We start from the raw sequence: 18,220 nt of genomic DNA, 5'->3' as shown, positions 1-18,220 counted from the left end.
GCCTCAGTGGAGGGCGGGCTGCTCGTGCTCGGCGTCGTCCTCCATCCGACAGCGGTCCCGAAATGCGCCGGGCGTGCAGTCGTAGCGGGCACGGAAATGCCGGGTCAGGTGGCTCGCATCGAAGAAGGCGCAACGCCACGCTATCTCTGCGATGCTGAGCGTGCGGAAGCGCTGATCGCTCAGCATCTGCCGCGCGCGGCCTAGTCGGATGTCGAGCAACTCGCGCGAGTAGGAGGTTCCCGCCGTCGCGAAGATCGCGTGCAGATAGCGCACCGAAATTCCGATCGACTGGGCGAGCCTGGCCGCGTCCAGCGTGTTGTCGTGGGCAAGGTCGCTCAGCGTCTGGCGAAGCCGGTTGAACAGCTTGAGCTGGTATTCGCGGATCGGCTGTGCCGCGCCCTCCGACGCGCACAAGGCGAGCGCGCCGGCGATCTGGTTTGCGCAGAGCGGAGCGAAATCGTCATCGATCGCGGTCCGCGCCACCGCGTCGAGCGTGGAGATCAGCGCCGCCTGCCAGGCACTATCGTCCGTCACCCTGCGCGCGACGAAAGCCTCGGGCTGGGGAAGCCATTGCTTGAGCCAACTGCCGGGCAGATGGAACGACATGTTGCGGCTGCCGGGCGTGGTGGTGAGCCGGTATTGCTCGCTGCTGTCCACCAGCACACACTGGCGAGGGGCGAGCTCGACCTCACGACCGCATTGCTGGAGATTGATCCTGCCATCGAGCAGATAGACGAGCTCGAACTGCTGCGCAGCGCTCCGATTGATCGACGACGGAGTCCGGCGGATGCGCTGGCCGAAGCCGATCGACATGCGGCTCATGCTGAGTGGACCGAAAGGTCTCTGCTCGATCGACGCCGCGAGGCTGTCTTCGGCGAAGGACTCGAGCTCCAGCTCGAAGACGGCTTCGCATGTGGCTTCCCGCCAATAAGCCAGTTCCCGTCCGGGCGCCGACGAGGTCGACCAGAGACGTGCTTCCGTCATGGTGTCCGCTCCTAAGTCTTATTTTTTGTCCCACCATCATGAAACGGCAGCGGGCTTGGTCGCGATACTACGCGCTGGCATCAGGATCGGCAATCATATATTGACCGATAGTCTAAATGTAGAAATTCCAAGCACTGACGAGGGATCAGGGTGCGATCCAGATGGTGGAGGGCTCGATGCACGGATCAGGGCAGCGCGTGGACTATCCGGCTACGGGCGACGCCACGGCAGGCTGGGACACCGCCTATGAGCGCCGGGCGATCACGCTGCTGTCGCTCGGCTTCGGCCTCGTCGCCTTCGATCGATTTCTGATCCTTCCGATGTTTCCCGTGATCATGAAGGACCTCCGGCTGGATTATGGCGATCTCGGCACCATCACGGGCGCGCTGGCGATCACCTGGGGCCTCTCGGCGCTCCTGATGGGCAATCTCGCCGATCGCTTCGGACGGCGGGCGGTGCTGGTCGGCGCGATGGCGGCCTTCTCCCTGCTGGTCGGCTTCAGCGGAATGGCGACGGGCGCCCTGTCGCTCGTGCTGATCCGGTCGGTGATGGGGGCCGCCGAGGGCGCCTACGTACCGCCCAGCATCGCCGCCACGCTGGAGGCATCGCGCCCCGATCGCCACGGGCTGAGCCTTGGCATCCAGCAGATGATGGCCCCCCTCCTCGGACTCGGCCTTGCCCCGGTGCTGGTGACGCAGCTCATGCCGTCGATCAACTGGCGGTGGATCTTCCTGATCGTCGCCGTGCCCGGACTGCTCGTCGCGCTGCTGACGGCACGTACCCTGCGCGATCCGGATCCGGCGCAGGCGGGCGCGCAGGCCAGGCCGATCTGGGCGTCGCTCCGCGACCTCATCGGGTATCGCAACGTCCTCATCGCCGCCGGCGGCATGCTCTGCTGGCTCAACTGTCTCATCGTGCTGAGCGCCTTTCTGCCCAGCTATCTGGTCGATCACCTCCATCTCGGCATGACGCAGATGGGTTTCACGATGTCGGCGATGGGCATTGGCGCGGTCGTGGGCTCCGTCGTCGGTCCCGCCATCTCGGACAGGGCCGGTCGCAAGCCGACCATGATCGTGATGGCCCTCTGCACGATCGCGGGCCTCGCCGCCCTCGCTGCGGCGCCGGCCGATCCCACAGCGCTGTTCACCGCCCTGCTGCTCGCCGCATTCTTCCTCTACGGTCTGCTGACGATCACCGTGGGGCCGGTCGCTGTGGAATCGGTGCCCGTCGCGCTGCGGGCAACAGCGTCCGGCGCGGTGATCGCGGTCGCAGAGCTGATCGGCGGCGGGCTGGCCCCCGTCCTTGCGGGGGCAGTTGCCCGCCGTGCAGGCATCGACAGCATCTTCTGGCTCGCGATCGGCGGCATCGTCATAGGCTGCCTGCTCTCGCTTGCCCTGGTCGAGACGGCGCCTGCCGTCGTCCGGCGCCGGGCCAGCCGGCATCTCGCGGAGTGAGGCGACAGCCGTCTTGCGTCAGAGTGGTATCACCACCGACTTCGTGTGGGTGTAGTCGCGCAGGATGTCCCAGCTGAGTTCGCGTCCAAAGCCACTCTGCTTGTAGCCGCCCACGGGCATGCCGCGCGGGAGGTTGTAATAGGTATTCACCCAGACCACACCCGTCTGCATCTCACGAGCGATGCGATGGGCCTGGCGGATGTCGTTCGACCAGACGGCTCCGGCAAGGCCGTAGCGACTGTCATTGACCTCGCCGAGCATCGCGGCCTCGTCATCCCAGGCGATGACGCTCGTGACCGGTCCGAAAATCTCCTCCTGGGCGACGCGCATGTCGTTGCGCACGCCGGCGAGGATCGTCGGCTTGAGGAACAGGCCATCGGGAAGATCGGGCACGTGGGCGACGCCGCCGCCGAGCGCGATCTCGGCGCCATCACTGAGCGCGACGTCGAAATAGCCTTGCACCTTCTCGTATTGCTGGCGCGAGGACATCGCGCCCAGCCGAGTCTCGGGATGGCTGGGATCGCCGATCCGGACCGCCTCGACCTCGCGGACGAAGCGCTCGAGAAAGGCGTCATGGACCGAGCGTTCGACAAACACCCGGGAGCCCGCCATGCAGACCTCGCCCTTGTTGAACACGGTCGATAGCGCCGCCATCCGGGCGGCCTCGTCGAGATCGGCCGAAGCGCACACGATGCTGGCCGATTTGCCGCCCAGCTCCATCGTCTGGGGAATGATGTTGCGGGCCGCATATTCGATGATCTTGCGGGCGGTGGCGGTGGAGCCCGTGAAAGCCACCTTGCGGACGTCGGGATGCGCGACGAGGGCTTCGCCGACGTCCTGCCCATAGCCCGTGACCACGTTGACGACGCCCGGTGGCAGCAGATCCGCGATCTCCCGGATCAGCTCCAGCACCGTCAGGCAGACCGTCTCGGCAGGCTTCAGCACGACCGTGTTCCCGGCGGCAAGCGCAGGGGCGAGCTTCATGGACGCCATCAGCAAAGGCACGTTCCAGGGAATGATCTGCGCGACGACACCCAGCGGCTCACGGTGCGTCAGCCCGATCAGATCGGGATAGTCGCGCGTCTCCCCGTGAAGCGCATAGACCGAACCGGAGAAATATTCGAACTGCCCGATCGCCTCGGGCAGATCGTGGATGGTCGCCTCCACGATCGTCTTGCCGTTGTTGGCGGACTCCATGCGCGCGAAATCCGCTGTCCGCGCCTTCAGACGTCGGGCGATTTCGAGCAGGATCTCCTGCCGCTCCTCCAGCCGGCTTCTCGCCCAGCGGGGAAAGGCGGCCTTGGCCGCGGCGACGGCAGCGGAGACGTCCGCCGCATTGCCCGCCTGTATCTTCGCGAGATGGGCGCCCGTCGCAGGGTTCGTAAGCGGGATCGTCCTGCCACTCGCCGATCCGACCCACGCCCCGTCGATGAAGAGTCCATATTCATCCTGGAAAAGCCCGCTCGGGGCGTCGGTCACGATCGTGCTCACGGAATGATCCTTCCTCTCGGCCGCTACGCGACGCGGCGGCAGGGCTGGCATTGTCCCGCGCCTGCCTCGCTCGCGATCGTAGCGGCGGCGGCGGGCCGCTCGCGAGGACGCCTCCGAACGAAGTGATTGTATCTGCGTGCAGCCCCTCGACCTCGATCGGCGAGGCTGCTCCCCTCCTGCGCACGAGACACGGGAGACTGGAATGGAGTTCGAGGGGCACACAGTGTTGGTGACGGGCGCGAGCCGGGGCATCGGCCGAGCCGTGGCACACGGTTTCGCACGCGGCGGCGCGGATGTCGTCGTGGCGGCGCGGGGCCGCGATGGTGCGGAGGCGGTGGCCCGCGAGATACGGTCTCTTGGCCGGCGTGCAGCCGCGGTGGCCGGCGACGCCGCCGACGCCGCCGATGCACGGCATTTCGTCGACGCCGCGCTCGAACTGGGTGGCCGGCTCGACTGCGCTTGCAACTGCGCGGGCACCATCGGTGCGATCGCGCCGACCGGGATGCAGGAGGTCGCGGACTTCGCGGCGGTCATGCGCACCAATGTGCTCGGCACCTTCCTGTGCATGCGCGCCCAGATCGCCGCGATGATCGAGCGCGGGAGGGGTGCGATCGTCAACATATCGTCGGTGACGGGACTGGTCGGCGTCGCCGGCGTCTCGCCCTATGTGGCGAGCAAGCATGCGGTCAACGGACTGACCAAGTCGGCCGCGCTCGAATATGCGAGGCTCGGCATCCGTGTGAACGCGGTCGCGCCAGGATGCACGAAGACGGACCTGCTCGACGCCTTTTGCGGCGAATTGGGAGTGCAGCACGGCCTGGAGGATCCGGCAGCCGTGATCGCGGAGGATCATCCGATCGGGCGCCTTGCGGATCCGGACGAGATCGCGTCTGCAGTGCTATGGCTGTGCTCCAAAGGCGCGAGCTTCACGACCGGCCAGATTCTAGCCGTCGATGGCGGCCAGACAGTCGCCTGAGCCTCAGCTGGCCCGGATGTGGCGATCGACGACGGCCGCTCCAACGGCGACCAGGAGCAGGCCACCGCCGCAGATCGTGAAGAACGGCGCGGTCGATCCCTGGCTCAGCGCCAGCCCGCCTCCAAAGCCGCTGACGATCCCGCCCAATCTGCCGAGCGCCGAACTCGCTCCGACGCCGCGAGCCCGGCATTGCGTGGGGTAGGCATGAGCCGCCAGCGCGAAGAGCAGCGCCTGGATCCCGCCCATCGCCCCGCCGACGACGATGTAGCCGATCAGGAGCCAGCCGGGAGCCACCGTGTGGGACACCACGCCCTGCGACAGCAACGCCGCCTCCATGCAGGCGGCCGCCCCTGCGACGCCGAGACCGATGAGCAGCACGCGTGACCCGACCCGCACGGACAGCAGCGCGGCGAGCAAGGTCATGCCCATCGATGCGATGTTGTACGGAACCGCGACGCCGAGCGCGACGGTCAGGTCGAGCCTCAGCTGGGACAGCGCGGTGGTGCCCCAGGCGAGGATCGCGTTGGCGACCATCATGTTCATGAAGAAGGCGAGCCAAAGTCCGACATTCACCCGCAGATTGTTCCGACCCAGCAATCGGTAGCGGATGGCAGTCGCCGCGATGCCTCCGGCCTGGTCGACGGACGAAGCGCCAACCTCGGCAACGCTCCAGGCACGCGCGGCCAGGCGTTCCAGCGAAGCATGCCGGCTCGCGCCACGGGTCGACAGCCAGGCTGGAGACTCAGGAAGGAAGGCCAGCGCCAGCAGCCCGATCCCACCGGCGAGAATACCGCCGGCGACGAAGCAGCCGCGCCAGCCGCCATGGGGTAGCACGGCAAGCGTGACCAGCGCTCCGGCCATCCCACCGAGCGGCACGCCGACGCTGGTGAGGCCAACAGCGAGGCCCACCCGCCGCTTGGGCACCCATTCCGCCACGAGCGCGGTGGCATTCGGGAAGCAGGCGCCGAAGCCGAGACCGCTGAGCAACCGCAGAGCAGCGAGCTGCGCGACCGAGCCGGCGGTTGCGCAGCCCAGCGTCATCGCCGTGAACAGCGAAATGGTGACGATCAGGGCTGGGCGGCGGCCAATGCGGTCTCCCAAGGCACCGCCAAGGAGCGCTCCGGCCATCATGCCGACCATGGTCATGCCGACGGCGGGCGCGAGCGCGATCTTCGAGATGCGCCAGTCGGCGAGGATGGAGGGCACCGAAAAGGCGAGAAGCTGCAGGTTGAGTCCGTCGAGAATGAGGATCGCCGACACGAGCGCGACGACGATACCCTGCAGCCTGGAGAAAGCGCGCGTCTCGATAAGCTCGTCGAACCCCGGCGGCGTCGTTCGCGACTCGCTGGCCATGGCTGCCTCCATCAAGTGCCTGCTCCTCCGGCATTCGCCCGAATCTTGACGCCGCGTCCTAAAAGTGCGCCGGAACCGTTGCTTTCGTCGACCGGTCGTCATAGGCCGGGCGCATGGACGACGCGGCATCGCCAGCGCCTGCCCGGCCCGGGGGCCGGCGCTCGAGGACCCGGGAGGCGCTGGTCCGGGCCGGATTTTCGCTGTTCGGTCAAGGGCCGTCGGATGCGGTGAGCATCGACGACATCGTCAAGGCCGCGGGAACCTCCAAGCAGACATTCTACAATCACTTCACCGACAAGGCGGCCTTGCTCGAGGCGATCCTTCACCAAGTCCGCGAACGCTACGAGGCGCTTTGCTTCGCCGTGAACGAGGGCGAGAGCGACGCGGCACGCCGATCCGCCCGTGCCCTGTGCGTCTATGCGCGCCAGACGATCAACGACCCGGACGGCGGCCATTTCATCGCCCGCCTCATCCTCGACGATCTCGGCATCAGCGAGATCAACCGCGGCGTGGTCGGCGACCTCGAGCTCGGTCTTCGGCAAGGCCGTTATGCCATTCCGGTGCTCGAGACCGCGGTAGCCTTCATCTTCGGGATCACCCAGGCGCTGGTCGCGCGGGTCATTCTCTGCAGCGACCTGTCCCAGGCTACGGTGATCTCGCAGCAGTTCGCCATGCTGATGCTGCGGGCGCTCGGGATCGACACCCGGGAAGCGGAACTGATCGCTTCCCAAGCTGCCGATGCGATCGTCCGGCAGGGCATGCTTCACGTTCCGGCGAGCCAGTCCGCGCCCTCGGCATAGAGGCGGTCGAGAGCGGGGCTGCCGGGCGCGGGAAGATCCATGTTGATCTCCATCCCGCGCTGCGAAAGCATGTACCCGCAGCATCGATAGGCTTCGGGATAAATCTCGAGACGGGCCTGATCCAGCTCGAGGCGGTCCGACGGATTGGCCGGGGCAATGAAGTCCTTGTCGAAAATCGCCACCCGTCGCCTGATCTTCCAGCCCGCCGTCGTTCTCAACAGCAGGTCATAGAAGCGCGCGACCGCTGTGACGTCGCTCCAGATGCCATCGACCTTGAGACGGACGAGGATGAGGATGCGGGTCTCGGCGACCGCGCGATCGCCGGCGACGTCGATCGATCCGCCGGTGATGACGTGTTGCGACGCGATTTGATTGTCCCGGTCGACTGCCATCGGCTTGCATCCCGCGACGAACTCGTCGGCGGTGCCATCGAACCAGCTGACCGCGATCCGCCCATCGTCGGTCCAGCAGTCGCGCAGCTTTTCCCACGCATAGGTGTCCCGCAGGATACCCCACGCGGCGATCAGCTGGCCGATCGCCGCCTTGTCGAGAATGGCCTGCGTGTCATCGGTCGGCATCATCTGCTCCTTGGTCAATAGCGGAGGGCCTCGAAGGGCCGCACCGGCGCGCTCCCGTCCCACGTCTTCGCCGCTTCGTAGATGGCTGTGAAGAAGGCGTCGTTCGCGGGGGTCGTCTCGATCAGTTCGACGAATCCCGGCATCGTCGATCGGGTGTCGAGGTAGGCGACGCGGCTGCCTGTTCCCACGACCGCGCTGAACGCAAGCGCGAACCCCCTCTCGCGGTAGGACGCGACCTCGACGTCGAATTCCGCAGCGCCGCGCGCGATGTGATGAAAACCCGCGCCGCGCTCCTCCAGGACCTCCCGGTACACCGAGGGGTGATCGTCGAGCGGCTGCAGGAGCTCGATCTGGGTGTGGCCGGAGAATGCCAACGCCGCGGCGATCTCCGCGCGGTTCACCTCGCCCCGATAGAGCCCATCCTCGGGAAGCCAGCGATCGAGCACGTACCAGGGGCCGACACCCTCGGCGAGCCACGCCTCGATCGCTGCGTGGAGATCGTCGACCACATAGGCGATCTGGAGAATGCCCGCTTCCGGTTGGCCGAACCCCGTGGCGCGCCCGGCCACGCTCATATCGTGACGTCGACGACGCAGAGCGGCGTCCCGACCTCGACGTCCTCGCCGGCCGCGACGAGCAGCTCGACAAGTACGCCCGGGGCCGTCGCCTCGACGTCCTGCGTCACCTTGTCGGTCTCGATGGCATAGAGCGGATCGCCGACGACAAAGCTCTCGCCGGGCTGTTTGTACCATTGCGCGATCGTGGCTTCCTGCATGCTCATGCCCACCCGGGCGAGCTTGAGAGTGATCTTCATGCCTGAACTGACTCCGGCTGACATATGGACGACGCCGCACGCACGATGTCGTCGGCGTTCGGAAAGACCGCCGCCTCGGCGTTGGGCGCGTAGGGCATCGACATGTTGTCCACGGTGACGCGCTTGACGGGCGCGCGCAGCGCGGAAAATCCCTTGTCGGCGATCACGGCGGCGATCTGGCTTGCCGCGCTGCAGCTGTCGCGCGCCTCGTCGACCACGACCGCCCGTCCGGTCCTGACGACCGACGCGACGATGGCATCCTCATCCAACGGGATCAGGCTGCGGACGTCGAGGATCTCGGCATCGATCCCATTCTTCTCCAACTGCTTCGCGGCATTCTGGGTCGCCCTTATCATCGAGCCGACACTGATCAGGCTAACGTGGCGCCCTTCGCGCACGACCGCCGCCCGGCCGAGCGGCTGGAGATGCTCGCCGTCCGGGACATCCCCGTTGATCGCGCCAAGACCCGATGCCTGCAGGAAGAAGGAGGGCCGATTGTTCCGGATCGCGGTCTTGAGCATGCCCTTGGCATCCGCCGGCGTCGCCGGAACCAGAACATCGACGCCGCCGAGATTCATGAGTACGGGATGATTGCTGTCCGAGTGCTGCGCGGCCTGCGACGCCCCGCCGCCATAGACGGCCAGCACCGTGATCGGCAGGTCGATCTGGCCGCCGGTCATCAGCCGGAGCTTGGCCATCTGGTTGGCGATCGCGTCGAATCCCGTGTAGATGAAGTTGGAGAAGAGCATGTGGACGATGACGCGATAACCGGCCGCGGCGGCGCCTACCGCCATCCCCGCGATCGTCGCCTCGCAGATCGGTGTGTTGCGGACCCGCTCAGGCCCGAACGCGGCGAGCAGTCCGCGCGTGTCGCCGAACACCGCCAGCGCGACATCCTCGCCAAACAGGATCGTCTTGGGATCGCGCGCCATCTCCTCGTGGAGCGCCTCGTTGATCGCCTGGGTGTAGCGCTTCCGGGTCATGTCACCCCTCCCCGCCGACGAACATCAGCTGCCGGGCCAGATCGGGATCAGCCGCCTCGCTGCCTTCCGCGAAAGCGACGGCCGCCTCCACCTGCTCCAAGGCGGCATCGTCCATGGCTGCGAATGTCTCCGGGTCGCAGAGCCCCTCCGCTGCGAGCAGGTCACGGAAGCGGCTGATCGGGTCCCGGTCCGCCTTCCGCCAGATGTCGATCTCCTCGGGGGTCCGGTAGCTTCCGCCCGCAAGGATCAGGTCCTCCGCCTCCAAATGCCCGTGGATGCGGTAGGTGACGGCCTCGATATAGGACGGCCCCTCCCCCCGCCTGCAGCGTTCCACCGCGGCGCGCGCCACGCTGGCGACAGCACGCACGTCGTTGCCGTCGACGACCTCTACCGGCATGCCGAAGGCCCGCGCCCGGTCGGCGAGCTTGCCGGCGGTCACCGTCGACGAGACGGTGAACTCGGACAGCCCGTTGTTCTCGCACACGAAGATCGTCGGCAGCTTCCAGATGCTGCTGACATTCATGCTCTCCATGAAGACGCCCTGGTTTGCGGCCCCGTCGCCGAAGAAGCAGACTGCCGCGCGCCCCCTGCGGTCCAGCTGGGCGGCGAGCGCCGCTCCCGTCGCGATGGCAAGGCCGCCGCCGACGATACCGTTGGCGCCGATGATACCCTTCGAGAAATCGGCAACGTGCATCGACCCGCCCATGCCCCTGCAGATGCCGGTCCGCTTTCCCCAAATCTCCGCGAACATCGTGTCGACGTCACCGCCCTTGGCGAGGAAGTGTCCGTGTCCGCGATGCGTGCTCGTCATCCAGTCGTCCGTCTCCAGCTGCGAGCAGATGCCGACCGCCGATGCCTCCTGTCCGATGGAGAGATGCACGCCGCCGGGGAGACCGGTTTCTTTCGCCGTGCGGGCAAGACGGGTTTCCGCATGGCGGATGAGGAGCATGCGCTCGAGCATCGCGAGCTGGCTCGCGGCCCAGGGTTCCGCCTGCTGATCGTGTGTGGTCCGACTGGCCAAGACTGTCTCTCCCGGATCGGCGCGCCTTCGAAGCGGCGCGTGTCCTGTCCCGCGATGTTAGGGCTGGCACGCCCGGATCGCGTTGCAGGTGAATGCACAAAAGCGCGGTATCGAGACCACCGCCGTCAGAGCGAGCCGTCGCGGGCGAAGCGCGCGATCGTCTCCGCAAGGCGCTGCGGCTGCTCCTGCGGGATGATGTGCGCCGTGTCCGGAATTGCCGCTGTCGAAAGATCATCGCAGATCGGACCGAGCTGGCCCGCCAGGGCATCTCCGACGACGCCTCCGGATATGGCCAGCGTCGGTTGGGTGACGCGCGCCGCCGCCAGTGCCGCCGCGATGCGCGCCGCATTGTCGGGCATGGCGCGATAATATTCGAGGCTGCATCGCAGCGCGTCGGGCTCGGAATAAGCGGCGACGATGGCGTCTCGCACGGTCGGCTCTATGCCCCGCTGCCCGACTGTGCCGATCGCCAGGAAATGGTCGAGGTAACTGCTCTCGTTTCCCGCCAGGACACGCTCGGCCAGGCCCGGCACCATATGGAAGCCGAACCACCAGGGCGCCCCCTTGCTCAGGAAGGCTTCCGCACCCGGAAGGGCGCCGAGCAGCCCTTCCATGAGCACGATCCGCTGCACGCGCGCTACGTGGCGCATTGCCAGCATCCAGGCCACAGGGACACCCGCGTCGAGTCCGACGCCGGCTGCAACCTGCTCCACGCCGAGCGCGTCGAGCAGCTGCGCAAGGTCGTCCGACAGAGTGTGCAGATCATAGCCCGCCGAGGCTTTCGTGCTCCGCCGATCCCGCGCAGATCGGGCGCGATGACCCGATGATGCTCGGCCAGCCGCGTCATCACCGGTTCCCAGATGCGCCAGATGTGGGGCCAGCCGTGGAGCAGCAATATCGCCGGACCCTCACCTGCTGTGGCGACGTGGATGTCGATGCCGTTGGCGCGGACGAAGCGGGTCGAGATGTCGGCGGTCATATGACGATCTCCTCGATCGGAGCGCTACCCATGGCACGAAGCGAGCGAGCGGCGAGCGGTCTCCACCCCCTCGCCGCTTCCGATGAAGGCACCGAACGCCGCCTAGAATTTCGCGCCAAGGGTCACCGTGAACTCACGCGGCGGGGATCCGTAGGAAACGAGGTGCCCAAAGGCGAGGGTCGCGTTGCGGATGATGATCGCCTCGTTCAGCCCATTGGTGACACCGAAGCGAAGGCTCAGCCGATCCTGGGCATCGGACAGCTTCACGCCGGCGTTCAGCATCGTGTAGGCAGGCTGCCTCACGATATTGTCGGGCTCGAAATAATAGTCGCCGCTGCGCGTCGCCGTGACGTTGAAGGCGAGGTTGCCCCCGAAGGCGTGCGTCACATAGTCCGCCGCCAGCGTGCCCACGAACTTGCGGGCGAACGGCAGGCGCTGGCCGTCCGCATCGAAGCTACTGGTCGCGACGCCGCCGCTCGCAAGATCGAGGTTGAGCGGCGCATTCGGATATTGCGTGAAATTGGGATGGAGCAGCTCTACGCCGCCGGACAGCGTCAGCCCCCTCGTCAACCGGGCACTGAAATCGACGTCCACGCCGTAGATTTCCGCCTTGGCACCGTTGGTGACGATCTGCGTCGGTGGGTTTCCGGTGAACTGCGTCACCTGGATGTTGCGGTATTTATAATAGAAGCCGTTGGCGTTGAACGTGATCCTGCGATCCCAGAACTGGCTCTTGAGGCCAACCTCCCAGTCGTCGAGCTGCTCGGGACGATAGGCCGGAGAGGCGGGGGCGGCGATGTTGAAACCGCCGCTCTTGAAGCCGCGATTGTAGGACGCGAAGATCATCACGTCGCGCGCGAGCTTCTGCTCGACGGCAAAGCGCCAGGTCAGCTTGTTCGCGGTCAGGGACTCCGCCGGGATATGCACGGCGGGCAGCACGACACCGGCGAGATTGGTGACCTGCGTGATGCCGTCGTCCATGCTGCGCTTCTCGTATGTGTAGCGCAGGCCGGCCGTCAGGGTGGTGCCGGAAGCCACCTTCAGGTCGGCCTGGGCGAAGGGCGCCACCGATTCCGATTTCTCGAAACCCGAATTGGCGCTCCGGTCGATGGGTGCGAAGCGGTAGGGAGCGCCGCTCTGGCTGACCCCCGTCGCAAAGTCGCGATTGAAGAAGTCGTAGCCCTGCCGGTAGTTGAAATAATAGACGCCCGTCAACCACTTGAACGGGCCGCTCGAGTTCGAGACCAGCTGGACCTCCTGCGAGTACATGCGGCTCCTGCCCCCCGCGGTCGAGATCAGCAACGGCGCGGCGACGTTGGTGAGGTCGAACTTGAAGCCGAAATGCGAGTCGCGATAGGCGCTGATCGAGACCAGTTTCGCGAAGCCGAGGTCGCTCTTGATCGTCGCCGAGACGCCACCACCCTTGAAATAGGTGTAGCCCCCCGTCCCGTTATAGCTGTCGTAACGATTGTCGACCGGACCGAAGCCCTGATAGGCGAGCTTGGTGCCCGGATATGGCTGGTAGACGACGCCGCTGTCCTTTCGGTTGAGATAATCGCCCTCGATGAGGATCGAGGTGGTGTCGCTGGCCTTGAACAGCAGTTTTCCACGCATCGAATAGGAGTGATAGAGCTGGTTCTCGTCGCGCCCGGTGGTCAGGCTCTTGCCCCATCCCTCATTCTGGGTCTGGTAGGCGGCCGAGAAGCTGGCGGCGATATTGTCGGTCAAGCCGCCGGTCACGAACCCGTTGGCGCGCACCGTCTGGTAGCTGCCATAGCTGATGTTGAACTGGCCATGGGGGTCGAAGTCGGGGCCGAGCGTGGTGATCTGGATCACGCCCGCCGTCGCATTGCGCCCGAACAGCGTGCCCTGCGGCCCCTTGAGCGTGGTGATCTGCTCGGCGTCGCCCAAGTCGCGCAAGCCCTCCTGCTGCTGGGGCAGATAGACGCCGTCAATGTAAAGGGACACCGGGTTCTCGACGACATTGCTCGCCGTCGTGACGCCGCGGATCGACGGCTGGAAGGAGCCGAGCGCTGCTGCGACATTGAGCCCGGGAACGATGGCCTGGAGCTGCGGCAGGTCCTTCACGCCGGAATTCTCCAGCTGCTTCGTCGAGGCGACGTTCACCGCGATCGGGACGTCCTGCAGGCGCTCGGACCGCTTCTGGGCGGTCACCACGATGTCGGCGACCGCGGAATCGCTTGCGGCACCGTTCTGGGCCTGCGCCTGCGCCAAGGTCGCCGCCATGCTCGCAATCGAAATCCCGAGAAGAAGACTGCTTGCTTTCATCATCCGTCTCCCCAATTTTTATCGCTTTGACGGGGACGTATCGACGTTGTCCCTCTGCCGTGAATTTAGACTCATCGCCAACAATCACAATCTAGCAACGACGGGCTGGCCGGCGGGCGCTTCGCGGCGAGCGCTTGTACCGTCAGATCTGAAATTCGCCACTCGCCGATTATACATCTGAAATATCATGTATTTTTCTCAACGCTCGGATGTGTACCGGCGCCATTCGTGCTCGCGGCAGCACGACTGCTGCCGCCCGGTACAACAAATCCCTACCTTGTCTTCCAAGCCAGAACGGTGGGTTGATCGGCGAAGCGCGAAGGCCCTTCAGCGCGCGTCCCTGTTGACCCCGAAGTCAACTGGCGGCGGCGGTCCCCACTGATAGAAGGCGTCCTCCGCCGGATGGTCCTTGGCGTCCCAGGCCAGGCCCGCCGGGATGAAGTCCATGTCCGCCGAATATTCGGCGTAGCTTCCCCACGGGTCGCGGACGTAGTGAAAATAATTGGAGCCAAGCACGTGGCGGCCCAGCCCCCATCCCGCTGTGAAGCCGGCCTCGGCCATCTGCGCCGCGCCGAGCCCGACGGCCTGCACCGACGGCACGTCCCAACTGCTGTGATGGAGGCCGGCGGCATCCGATCGTGCAAGCGCGATCATGTGGTGGTCGCTGCCATGCACGCCGTGCAGGAAGGCGACCTCGTCTCCGGATATGTCCGAGAGGCGCAAGCCGAGGACCTCGCTGAAGAATGCGACCGCGCCGATCAGGTCAGGCACGAAGAGCCCTATATGGGCGAGACGCCTGGGCATGACCGTCGGCTGAAGACGGCGCGGCCCCGTCCCGCGCCCGCCGACCACCTCGCAGGCCTCGCCCATAGCCTTGCAATCGGGAGAGCTCTTGGCAGCGATCACCAGCTCGATCCTGATGCCACCCGGGCCGTCCAGTCGCAGCGTTCCGTCGATCGTCTGCGAGAAAGCAATGCCGAGCGACGTCAGCCGGGCGATGAAGCGGAGCTCATCACCGGCGAATATACCGAAGCGCAGGTGATCGAGCCTCTTGGCATCGTGAAGCCCGGCGTCGGCCCGGACGCGCATCCAGACATGGCTGCCCGGGAACGTGCGAAGCAGGAGAAGCCCCTGCTCTTCGCGTACGTCCAGTCCGAACGCCTCGTGGAAGTGGCGCGCCTCGGCAAGGGCCGGCACGGAGAGCGCGATGCTGTCGAGCGAATGGACGGCAGGACCGCGCCCTTCCGATTCTTGCGTACCGGCGTCGGGACCGCCGGCCGGGGACGTATCCATATCGACGTCACCCCGCATCGTGGCTGTCGGGCGCCGCCCTGGCCGCATCGGTTGCGATCGGATTGCGCAGCGTGCCGAGCTGCTCGATGCTGACCTCACAGATATCGCCCGCCGTCATGTACACGGGGGGCTTTCGCGCATGGCCGATGCCCGCCGGCGTCCCCGTCACGATGATGTCGCCGGGCTCCAGGAGCATCGCTTCGCTGCAGATCGAGACCAGCGTGGCGACATCGAAGATCATGTCGCCGGTCGATGCCTGCTGCATGACGGCGCCATTGAGCCGGGTCTCAAGCCGCAACCCCTTCGCGCCATCCGGCAACTCGTCCCAAGAGACGAAATCGGGCCCGAACCCGCCTGTCCGGTCGAAGGTCTTGCCCAGCACCCATTGCGCCGTGCGGAGCTGATAATCGCGTACCGATCCGTCGTTGAAGATGGAATAGCCGGCGACATGATCGAGCGCCCGGGCCGGTTCGATATAGCGGCCGGGCCTGCCGACCACGGCGACGAGTTCGCCTTCGAAATCCAGCTTGTCGGACACGCGCGGGAGCAGGATCGGCTGATCGTGGGCGACCAGACTGTTCGCGAACCGTGCGAAGATGTTGGGGAATTCCGGCGCCGCCCGGATTCCGGCTTCCTGAGAGTGATCGAGGTAATTGAGCCCCACGCAGATGATCTTGCCCGGCCGCGGGATGGGCGGCAGCAGTTGCACCGCGCTCTCGTCCTCGATGATCGGTGCTTCGCGAAGCGTGCGGGAAGCATGCGAAAGCGCATCCTGGCCGGCGGCGAGGCAGTCGGCCAGTGTGCCAGGAAAGTTGTCGTCCCCATCGAACAGGGCGCGCATGGCGCCGCCCTGATCGACGATCGCGATGCCGAGACGGGTGTTTTTGGATAGGGTCCTGAAGCGCATGCCTGATCATTCCCTTGGTGAACGCGCGGCAGCCGGCTGCTGCATATCGGGGCTCGAAAGGGCTTGCGCCGCCGGTCGCAACATCTTGTGAAGCATGAGTCGGGCCTTGAGACCGGGCTGGTCGGCCTTGACGCTGACCTCGACAGCCTGGTCGCGCCGGACGTCGGTGCTGATCGTCTCCTGGATCACCTCGAGAAGGCGCTTGTCCTCTTCGAAGGTCGCGTCGACGATGGCCCGCACGTCGCGCGCCACCTGCGCGTCGTCGAGCGCATAATCCTGCGCGAAGAACCACCAATAATGGGATCGCGTCGGCGAGATCGGCGTGGTCGCATGGACGATGCGGCTGGAGAAGGCCGCACGCCTGCCGGCGCCGGGCGACGGGTCGACGATGTCGATGCCGGCGACATGGATCGCTGGAGACATGAACCACCCCCAGTCGGTGCGCTCGACATCCTTGTCGGGCCCGATCCCTGTCGGACCGGCTTGAAAGGGCGCTAGCCGGATGCCGGTGAAGTGCTGCCGATATCCCACTCTCCCCGCATCGGTCCGGACCTCGGAAGGGGGCGCCGTCCAGCCAGGCTGCTGGAAGGTCGTTGCATGAAGATAACCGAAATGCGTGAGGTCCAGGACGTTCTCCTGGATCAGCATGTAGTTGCAATCCACCGGAAGCGCCGCGCCCATCGTCAGCCACCGGGGATCCTCGGCCCAGTCGATCGTCGCGGGCAGCGCCTCGGCCGGCTCCCCTCTTCCCATCCAGATCCACACGAAGGGCGCGCTCTCCCGGACCTCGAAGGCCCGCACCTTGGCCTTGCCGGGAATGTCGCGCTGGGTGGGCACATGGACGCACTGCCCGTCGGGCCCGAAACGGAAACCATGATAGGGGCACACGATATCGTCGCCCGCCGGGCGCCCCATGGAAAGCGGCGCCCAGCGGTGGACGCAGCGGTCCTCCAATGCGACGACGCGCCCGGACGCTCCCCGGTACAGGACGACGGCGTGATCGAGCAGCATGCGGCGGATCGGCGTGCCGGAAATCTCTTCCGAGAAGCCCGCGACCCACCACGCCTCCTCGGGGTAATTGCGCGTGGCTCGCGCAGCGCAATTCGGCTCGTGCTGAGCAGTCACCGGCAGTCCTCCACATCCGTCCCTTATCGACTTATATTGACTATTAGTCCACAAATGAGCAATCGACAACTGTTACGAATTGCCGTTCCGGTGGATCGGTATTGCCATCACGTCCAAATGGAGCAGAGCGCCGTGGCCAAGGTTATCATATCGTGCGCCGTCACCGGATCCGCGCATGTGCCGTCGATGTCCGACGCCCTTCCCTACCGGCCCGAAGATATCGCCCAACAGGCTATCGCGGCGGCGAAAGCCGGCGCTGCGATCCTGCATCTGCATGCGCGCGACCCCGAGGATGGCAGGCCCACCGGCGATCCTTCTATCTACCAGCGGTTCATTCCGATCATCCAGGAAGCGACGGACGCGGTGATCAACATCACCACGGGCGGTGCCGTGACGATGAGCGTTCAGGAGCGGCTGGCGGCAGCGACCGTCTTTCGTCCCGAGATGTGCTCCCTCAACATGGGCTCGATCAACTTCGCCTTCTTCCCGGCCGCTTCGCGCATCGCCAGCTGGAAATTCCCGTGGGAACGCGCGTACGTCGAAGGCTCGGAAGACTTCGTGTTCAAGAACAGCTTCCGGGACATCGGCCATATCTTGCAGACGCTGCGTCCGCTCGGCACGAGGTTCGAGCTCGAATGCTACGATGTCGGGCATCTTTACAACATCGCGCACTTCCTCGATCGCGGCCTCCTCGACCCGGGTTTCTTCGTGCAGATGATCTTCGGCATCCTGGGCGGGATCGGCGCGGATCTGGACAACCTCATGTTCATGAAGCAGGCGGCCGACCGCCTCTTCGGCAAGGATCAGTTCTCGTGGTCCGTGCTCGCCGCCGGACGGCATCAGATGCCGTTCATCACGCAGGCCGCGCTGATGGGCGCGCACGTCCGCGTGGGGCTCGAGGACAGCCTCTTCATCGCCAAAGGCGCGCTCGCGACGTCGAATGCGCAGCAGGTGGAGAAGACGGTGCGCATCCTCTCAGAGATGGGCCATGAGCCAGCCACGGCGGATGAAGCGCGAGCCCTGCTGGGTCTGCGGGGCCCAGCCTCACCTACCTGCGACGATCCTGCCATTGATCGCAGGACCCGCATGCGGAGGCCTTGAGAGTCGTGCGCGGACCCAGGCTCGTCGGCTTAGCGGCCACGCGGCATTTTCTGCACGCGTCCGCAAACGAAA

The 18,220-nt window shown here is 65.9% G+C and carries 18 protein-coding genes; 4 read left to right on the top strand and 14 right to left on the bottom strand.

Features of this window, described 5'->3' with window-relative positions:
- Positions 1 to 3 precede the first annotated feature (3 nt).
- Positions 4 to 984: an AraC-like ligand-binding domain-containing protein gene (locus tag HZF05_RS05175; protein ID WP_160363311.1), complete on the bottom strand. Its 981-nt coding sequence runs from the start codon at positions 982 to 984 to the stop codon at positions 4 to 6.
- Positions 985 to 1,160: 176 nt separating this feature from the next.
- Here HZF05_RS05175 and HZF05_RS05170 point away from each other — a divergent pair, with 176 nt between their 5' ends.
- The gene (locus HZF05_RS05170; protein WP_160363310.1) at positions 1,161 to 2,438 is read left to right on the top strand and encodes an MFS transporter; all 1,278 of its coding nucleotides are present in this window, start codon (positions 1,161 to 1,163) and stop codon (positions 2,436 to 2,438) included.
- 18 nt (positions 2,439 to 2,456) lie between these two features.
- On the opposite strand, the gene HZF05_RS05165 is transcribed toward HZF05_RS05170, so the two are convergent.
- A complete protein-coding gene (locus HZF05_RS05165; protein ID WP_343046837.1) occupies positions 2,457 to 3,929 on the bottom strand; it encodes an aldehyde dehydrogenase family protein in 1,473 nt (490 codons plus the stop codon).
- A gap of 202 nt (positions 3,930 to 4,131) precedes the next feature.
- Between HZF05_RS05165 and HZF05_RS05160 the strand changes: the two genes are divergently transcribed.
- Positions 4,132 to 4,905: an SDR family NAD(P)-dependent oxidoreductase gene (locus HZF05_RS05160; protein ID WP_160363308.1), complete on the top strand. Its 774-nt coding sequence runs from the start codon at positions 4,132 to 4,134 to the stop codon at positions 4,903 to 4,905.
- Between the two features lie 3 nt (positions 4,906 to 4,908).
- Here HZF05_RS05160 and HZF05_RS05155 read toward each other — a convergent pair whose 3' ends face one another.
- Complete coding sequence (locus HZF05_RS05155; protein WP_160363307.1) at positions 4,909 to 6,258, bottom strand: MFS transporter; 1,350 nt, start codon at positions 6,256 to 6,258, stop codon at positions 4,909 to 4,911.
- Positions 6,259 to 6,371: 113 nt separating this feature from the next.
- Here HZF05_RS05155 and HZF05_RS05150 point away from each other — a divergent pair, with 113 nt between their 5' ends.
- Positions 6,372 to 7,058, top strand: a complete 687-nt coding sequence (locus HZF05_RS05150) for a TetR/AcrR family transcriptional regulator (protein WP_160363306.1) — start codon at positions 6,372 to 6,374, stop codon at positions 7,056 to 7,058.
- Here the strand turns inward: HZF05_RS05150 and HZF05_RS05145 are convergent.
- The 11 genes from HZF05_RS05145 to HZF05_RS05100 form a co-directional block, all read right to left on the bottom strand.
- Positions 7,022 to 7,636: a nuclear transport factor 2 family protein gene (locus tag HZF05_RS05145; protein WP_160363305.1), complete on the bottom strand. Its 615-nt coding sequence runs from the start codon at positions 7,634 to 7,636 to the stop codon at positions 7,022 to 7,024. The two genes, HZF05_RS05150 and HZF05_RS05145, sit on opposite strands and share 37 nt — an antisense overlap.
- A 14-nt stretch (positions 7,637 to 7,650) precedes the next feature.
- Entirely contained in the window at positions 7,651 to 8,205 is a 555-nt protein-coding gene (locus tag HZF05_RS05140; protein ID WP_160363304.1) for a VOC family protein, read from the bottom strand.
- A gap of 2 nt (positions 8,206 to 8,207) precedes the next feature.
- Complete coding sequence (locus HZF05_RS05135) at positions 8,208 to 8,450, bottom strand: lipoyl domain-containing protein (RefSeq protein ID WP_160363303.1); 243 nt, start codon at positions 8,448 to 8,450, stop codon at positions 8,208 to 8,210.
- Entirely contained in the window at positions 8,447 to 9,433 is a 987-nt protein-coding gene (locus HZF05_RS05130; RefSeq protein ID WP_160363302.1) for an alpha-ketoacid dehydrogenase subunit beta, read from the bottom strand. Before HZF05_RS05130 ends, HZF05_RS05135 begins: the two co-directional genes overlap by 4 nt.
- A gap of 1 nt (position 9,434) precedes the next feature.
- Positions 9,435 to 10,454 carry a thiamine pyrophosphate-dependent dehydrogenase E1 component subunit alpha gene (locus HZF05_RS05125; protein ID WP_220129713.1) on the bottom strand — a complete coding sequence of 340 codons (1,020 nt, stop codon included), beginning with the start codon at positions 10,452 to 10,454 and terminating at the stop codon, positions 9,435 to 9,437.
- A gap of 125 nt (positions 10,455 to 10,579) precedes the next feature.
- Positions 10,580 to 11,104, bottom strand: a complete 525-nt coding sequence (locus HZF05_RS21610; RefSeq protein ID WP_220129711.1) for an alpha/beta fold hydrolase — start codon at positions 11,102 to 11,104, stop codon at positions 10,580 to 10,582.
- Positions 11,092 to 11,433 carry an alpha/beta fold hydrolase gene (locus tag HZF05_RS22380; RefSeq protein ID WP_220129709.1) on the bottom strand — a complete coding sequence of 114 codons (342 nt, stop codon included), beginning with the start codon at positions 11,431 to 11,433 and terminating at the stop codon, positions 11,092 to 11,094. The genes HZF05_RS21610 and HZF05_RS22380 overlap by 13 nt, the downstream gene beginning before the upstream one ends.
- Positions 11,434 to 11,535: 102 nt before the next feature.
- Positions 11,536 to 13,680: a TonB-dependent receptor gene (locus HZF05_RS05115; RefSeq protein WP_160363301.1), complete on the bottom strand. Its 2,145-nt coding sequence runs from the start codon at positions 13,678 to 13,680 to the stop codon at positions 11,536 to 11,538.
- A 369-nt stretch (positions 13,681 to 14,049) separates the two neighbouring features.
- Entirely contained in the window at positions 14,050 to 15,015 is a 966-nt protein-coding gene (locus HZF05_RS05110) for a VOC family protein (RefSeq protein WP_160363300.1), read from the bottom strand.
- Between the two features lie 7 nt (positions 15,016 to 15,022).
- Positions 15,023 to 15,922, bottom strand: coding sequence for a fumarylacetoacetate hydrolase family protein (locus HZF05_RS05105; RefSeq protein WP_160363299.1), 900 nt, complete (start codon positions 15,920 to 15,922; stop codon positions 15,023 to 15,025).
- Between the two features lie 6 nt (positions 15,923 to 15,928).
- Complete coding sequence (locus tag HZF05_RS05100; protein WP_160363298.1) at positions 15,929 to 17,047, bottom strand: aromatic ring-hydroxylating oxygenase subunit alpha; 1,119 nt, start codon at positions 17,045 to 17,047, stop codon at positions 15,929 to 15,931.
- Positions 17,048 to 17,179: 132 nt separating this feature from the next.
- Here HZF05_RS05100 and kce point away from each other — a divergent pair, with 132 nt between their 5' ends.
- Positions 17,180 to 18,148 (top strand): 3,5-dioxohexanoate:acetyl-CoA acetone transferase, encoded by a 969-nt coding sequence (gene kce, locus HZF05_RS05095; RefSeq protein WP_343046836.1) that lies wholly within the window; start codon positions 17,180 to 17,182, stop codon positions 18,146 to 18,148.
- Positions 18,149 to 18,220 lie beyond the last annotated feature (72 nt).

Source organism: Sphingomonas chungangi, from assembly GCF_013778325.1.
Lineage (GTDB): Bacteria > Pseudomonadota > Alphaproteobacteria > Sphingomonadales > Sphingomonadaceae > Solisphingomonas > Solisphingomonas chungangi.
The sequence above is the reverse complement of the archived record's forward strand: the minus strand, read 5'-3'. Positions and strand labels throughout refer to the sequence as shown.